Genomic DNA, 4,990 nt, shown 5'->3' on the forward strand with positions numbered 1-4,990 from the left:
CTGGACGAAGCAGGGCAGTGGCGGCGCGGTGCGGTCAGCATCCGGGGCTCGCTCCTGCAGCCGCCGCCGGCACGGGAGGTACCCGCCTTGATGTCGCAGTGGCTCGCCTGGCTTGACGCTGACGGGCAGCAGGACGACCTGATCACGCGGGCGACCCTGGCACATCATGGCTTCTTGGCGGTGCATCCCTTTCGTGACGGCAACGGGCGCACCGGACGCCTGGTGCTCAATCTGCTGCTCATGCGTGGCGGTACGCCGCCCGCCCTGCTGCTCCAAGAATGGCGGCTCGGCTACCTGGCAGCGCTCGCACAGGCGGATCGCGGGCGCTTCGGGCCGCTCCTGAACCTGGTGGGTCGTGCGGTCGAAAGCGGCCTCGATCTCTATCTGGAAGCCTGCGACGCGACCCCAGACGAAAGCTGGATGTCCCTGAGCACACTGGCCGCGACCTCACCCTACAGCGCGGAATACCTGGCGCTGCTGATTCGCAAAGGGCGTCTGGAAGGCTCCAAACGCGGCGGGCGCTGGCACAGCACTTCAGCCGCGCTGGCCCGCTACCACGACGACATCACCAACGGGCGCATCCCGCGTGGCCGTCCCCCGGGAAGAACCACGCGGGATGCGCCAAGCGAAGGATAGCGCTGCGGTGCAGTGCCGGGAGACAGCGCGAGCGCAGCAACCCTTGCACTCCGGCGGGGGGCTCCGGCGCGGCGTCATGCCGATGCGCCACCGCCAGGAAACAACGCGAGCGGCAGGCCCACAAGCGCCTGAGTACGGATGGGGTGTTCGTATCATACGAACACCCCATCCGTGCCCAGGCACGACCGCATCGGGCGCGATCCGCGCACCGTGGCCCGGCCAGCGGCGGCCCCAAGGCATGCGCCGAGCGGACGGAGCGGCCCATCCACCCGGCAAGGCCCGCTGGCGAGCCACCTCCGGGGGGAAGCGGTCGAGGCAACGGCACCACGCCGCCGCAGACTCCTCTCCTCTGAGCCAGCTCAGCGTCACGGCGGGGAGCCACGCCGGGCCGCGCCACCAGCGCCAGCGCGGTTGATCGTGGCGTCAGGGGACGACGGTCTCTATGCCACCCTTGTGTCCAATGAGGACACAAGGGGTTGACGCAACCCGCCCCCCCTTGTGTCCTCATTGGACACAAAAAGAGCGTTGGTAGCGTCGTTTTGTCAATGATGGTGATCAGCGGCGCTGGGCGCTAGGCGGTGAGGCGCAACGATCTGCGCCCATCCGCCCATCAGGTAGGCGAGCGCTGGGAAACGCGCAGCGGGCGGATGAATTCCGGATCAAGGGGAACGCTGATCGTCTCTGCTTGCCATGGATGCCGAGGATGATCGCCGTTGAGGATCATGACTTCGACCATTCCATCATCAACGTCGATGAACTCCACCTCGCCGTCCCACCAGCACGCCCGATCATCGTCCCAGGCGCGTACCTTCGTCCCAATTCTCAGTTGCATGGGGGCCTCCTTCTGCAGCAAGCGGTCTCCGTGGCATGCCAACGCCACACTGCGGGGAGGCGGGGCAGGGCGCATCGCGTCGCCGGCCTGCCGGCGATCTTGACCCGTGTCGCCGCTTCCCCCGGTGTGGCACGTTGCGGCCAGGAGACCCGCGCCGCAGCGAGGCACTTCACCTGAGCAGCGGGGCGCGGGTGTGTCTGGCGATGGCGCGGGTGGGCTGGACGAGGTGGTGATCGACGCGGATGAGGCGGGCCAAGCCCAACGAGGCGTCGTTGAGGAAAGCACGGCTGTCCGCGTTAAACGGCGGAGGGCAAGCGATACTGCAGAGCTTCAGCGATGTGCGCCGGGCCGATCAGTTCCAGGCCAGCCAGGTCGGCGATGGTGCGGGCGACCAGCCGCACGTGCTGGCGTTGGCTGGCGGTGAGGGCCAGCTGGCGGGTGGCAACCGCCAGGAGGTGCCGGGCAGCGTGATCCAACGTCACCTGCCGGGCGACCTCGGTGGGGGGCAGCGTGGCATTGAAGCGCCACTGCCAGCCGCCGCCGCTGCGTGCGGCTTGCCGCTGCCAGGCCGCCGCCACGCGCGCACGAACGATCGCCGCGGATTCGTCCTGCGCTCCAGGGGGCTGACGATCAGGCATGCGGCTGGGTACCTGCACCACGAGCGCGAAGTGCGGGAGGATCGCCGCACATGCAGACCGCCATGCTTGATCATGGGCCTCGGCCGTTGCAATCAGCAGCAGGTTGGCGGGCAAGGTGCCCCCTCGTGGCGGCACGACGATGCGGTCGGTCAACACCCGTGCCAGGTGTGCGCTCGCGTGATGAAACTGCTGAAGGTTGGCGAGCAACAGTATGCCGTCATGGGCCTGGCTCACGAAGCCTGGCTGGAAGGTGCCGCGCCCTCCACCCAGCAACCCTGGCAGCGAGCACCCCGGGGGCGGGCAGCACCACGGGCGTTCGGCAGCGCGCCATTCCGGTGACCCCTCCATCGAAGCGGCGGTATCCAACGTCGTCGCTGGGTACAGGGGCACACCTGGGGGAACAAGTTCAGGCACCATGCGTGCCAACCGCAAGGTTGGCGCATCGGACGCGCCCACAAGCAACACATGGTGGCCCCCGGCCACCGCAATTTCCAACGCTCGCTTGACATGGGCTTGGTCAGGCAACGCTCCGCTCGCTTCCTCATGAACACACATTGATCTTCCTTCTGTGGGATAGCTCGGAAAACGCCCTGAGCAACACCGCGCCACGGGCGCGGTACGTTCGACCACAGTGCGCCACCTCGGCCAGCAGAATCCGCCGAGGAGGGCAGGCGGCGATCAAGCTTGGGCACGCATCAAGGTCGTCTGTCGTCACGACGAGGAGGGAGGCAACGATCGAGACTGGCACAGGGTCAGGTCGTGCGCATCCGGCGCACGCATCTCCGGCTCCACGCTGCCGCAGGCTCGGCTCAGCGGGCCTGCCCGCCCGCGCACGACCACGGACGCTCGCGCTCTGCCCACGGCTACGCGAGGCGGGCTGGCCCGGGAGCCTCCTCAGCCCGGCCCGGTACCACGCTGCCGCAGGCTCGGCTCAGTGGGCCCGCCCGCCCGCGCACGACCACGGACGCTCGCGCTCTGCCCAGGGCGACGCGAGGCGGGCGGGCCTGGGAGCCTCCTCAACCCGGCCCGGCTCCACGCTGCCGCAGGCTCAGCTCAGCGGGCCTGCTCGCCCGCGCACGACCAAGAATGCTTACGCTCTGCCCAGGGCGACGCGAGGCGGGCGGGCCTGGGAGCCTGTCCAACCCGACCCGGTACCACGCTGCCGCAGGCTCAGCTCAGCGGGCCTGCTCGCCCGCGCACGACCACGGACGCTCGCGCTCTGCCCAGGGCGACGCGAGGCGGGTGGGCATGGGAGCCTGTCGGTGCTGCGCCTTGCAGCGCGGTTGGCTTTCGTTCCTGACCCAGACACGCCACCTGCGCCTGGGCTGGGGTCAAGGAAGCAGGCCTACCAGGCTTGTTCGGGGGCAGGGGGTCCCCGAAAGGCGGTAGGCCCCTTGCGCCAGGCCAGGACGCTGTGGCAGGCTGAACCGGGCAGAACGCAAGCCATACCGCACCGCCAGCGAGGGCAGCCGCAGGACACCGGCACATGACGAGCACGGGGAACGCCGCACGGTCTGGCTGGACGGGGCAAGCCGAGCGCACACCAGGGCAGCCGCCGTCAGGCCCAGCGGCTGACGCTCAAGCGTACCTGGGCTTCGAGCAGCGGCACGCGCACGCTGGTTGGCCGCGCCGGAGGGATGCCGTTGGCAGGGGCGCAGCAAGGGGGTAACGCGGGGCAAGGGCGGAGCGGAGCAACGCAAGGGCCAACGGCCAGGGGCGACCGAGCACGCACGGAGGCCGTGCCCCCACCCAGAGGCGGCGGGCCTGAAGCAGACGCCTGCGTGCGCACCCGTGCGCCAGGGCTCCTTGGGGCAACCTGGTCGTGCAGTGAGGAAGAAACCCTCTGGCGAACCGCCCGAGGCGGCCAGAGGGCCATCAAGGTGCGCACGATGGCGTTCGCGTGCGCACGGTCGTGCGCGACGCACGCATCGCCGTCCACAGCGGTTCGCAGCGGTTCACAGCGGTCTGCGGATCATGAGGGCGCAGACCAGGTTCGTCCCGTGCGACCGGAGCGGCAAGCGGCGCGCACGGGACGAACCGACCGCGATTGCAGATGGTAGCTGTGGGATTGTTGCTTGGGCTCAGCGCATCTGGACGCACTGAGCGTCGTGTTGATGCGCAAACCGGTCGCCTGGCCCTGCACAAGGACAGCGTGCCAAACATCCGCCGTGCGTTGCCAGGAGCATGGGCGGGCCGCGCGCATCCGGGCAGGGCGGGCGGCCCGCCCATGCGCCCGGGCCGCACAGATTCCCAGAGAGCTGTGCGAGCCACCCAGGGAAGCGGCGCGCTTCCCTGGGTGGGCCAGCGGTGGCTACGCCGCCGCCTTCACCCGCCGTCGCCGTGGCTTGGGGGCCACCAGGTCATCACGCGACAGCTCCAAAACCACCGGTGGCGGTGCGGGCGGCAGATCCTCGGCCACGGGGGCCGGCGAAGCCATGGCATCGTGCGTGGGCGGCAGCGGGGCAAGCCGCGCCTGGAGCACCACGACCTCAACCGTCGTCCGCTTGACGCCCTCCCGGTCGAGGTAGCTGCTGGCCTGCAACCGCCCCCGGATGTTCACCCGTTCCCCCTTGGCAAAGGTGGCGAGCAACTCAGCGACAGCGCCAAAGGCGACAAGCCGAAACCAGTCGGTGCGCTGCAGCCAGCGCTCCCCCGTGAGATAGCGATGATGGACAGCGAGGCTGGCTTTCGCAACCGGGGTTCCTGTGGCGGTAAAGCGCAGTTCCGGTTCAGCACCCAGATTGCCGGTCAATTCCACGTGATTGTGCGCAGGCATATGGTCGTTCCTTTCGGTGGTGCGCCTTACGGCGCGGTTGGCTTTCGTTCCTGACCCAGACACGCCACCTGCGCCTGGGCTGGGGTCAAGGAAGCAGGCCTACCAGGC

4 protein-coding genes are annotated in these 4,990 nt (G+C 69.3%); 1 reads left to right on the plus strand and 3 read right to left on the minus strand.

Translation table 11 applies throughout. The annotated features are described in order from the left end of the window. Window positions 1-636 (plus strand): Fic family protein, encoded by a 636-nt coding sequence (locus EKD05_RS25060; protein WP_129678326.1) that lies wholly within the window; start codon window positions 1-3, stop codon window positions 634-636. 610 nt (window positions 637-1,246) lie between these two features. Here EKD05_RS25060 and EKD05_RS25065 read toward each other — a convergent pair. The 3 genes from EKD05_RS25065 to EKD05_RS25075 form a co-directional block, all read right to left on the minus strand. After that, a complete protein-coding gene (locus EKD05_RS25065; protein ID WP_129678328.1) occupies window positions 1,247-1,468 on the minus strand; it encodes a hypothetical protein in 222 nt (73 codons plus the stop codon). Window positions 1,469-1,764: 296 nt separating this feature from the next. Then, entirely contained in the window at window positions 1,765-2,661 is an 897-nt protein-coding gene (locus tag EKD05_RS25070) for an ATP-binding protein (RefSeq protein WP_129678331.1), read from the minus strand. 1,756 nt (window positions 2,662-4,417) lie between these two features. Next, window positions 4,418-4,882: a single-stranded DNA-binding protein gene (locus EKD05_RS25075; RefSeq protein WP_129678333.1), complete on the minus strand. Its 465-nt coding sequence runs from the start codon at window positions 4,880-4,882 to the stop codon at window positions 4,418-4,420. Between the last annotated feature and the right edge of the window lie 108 nt (window positions 4,883-4,990).

Origin of the sequence: Candidatus Chloroploca sp. Khr17, from assembly GCF_004138165.1 — a bacterium.
In the GTDB taxonomy this organism is placed as follows: domain Bacteria; phylum Chloroflexota; class Chloroflexia; order Chloroflexales; family Chloroflexaceae; genus Chloroploca.

Excerpts from the sequence above, each read along its gene's own strand:
- EKD05_RS25065 (WP_129678328.1), bottom strand. The coding sequence starts at position 1,468 with ATGCAACTGAGAATTGGGACGAAGGTACGCGCCTGGGACGATGATCGG.
- EKD05_RS25070 (WP_129678331.1), bottom strand. The coding sequence starts at position 2,661 with ATGTGTGTTCATGAGGAAGCGAGCGGAGCGTTGCCTGACCAAGCCCAT.
- EKD05_RS25075 (WP_129678333.1), bottom strand. The coding sequence starts at position 4,882 with ATGCCTGCGCACAATCACGTGGAATTGACCGGCAATCTGGGTGCTGAA.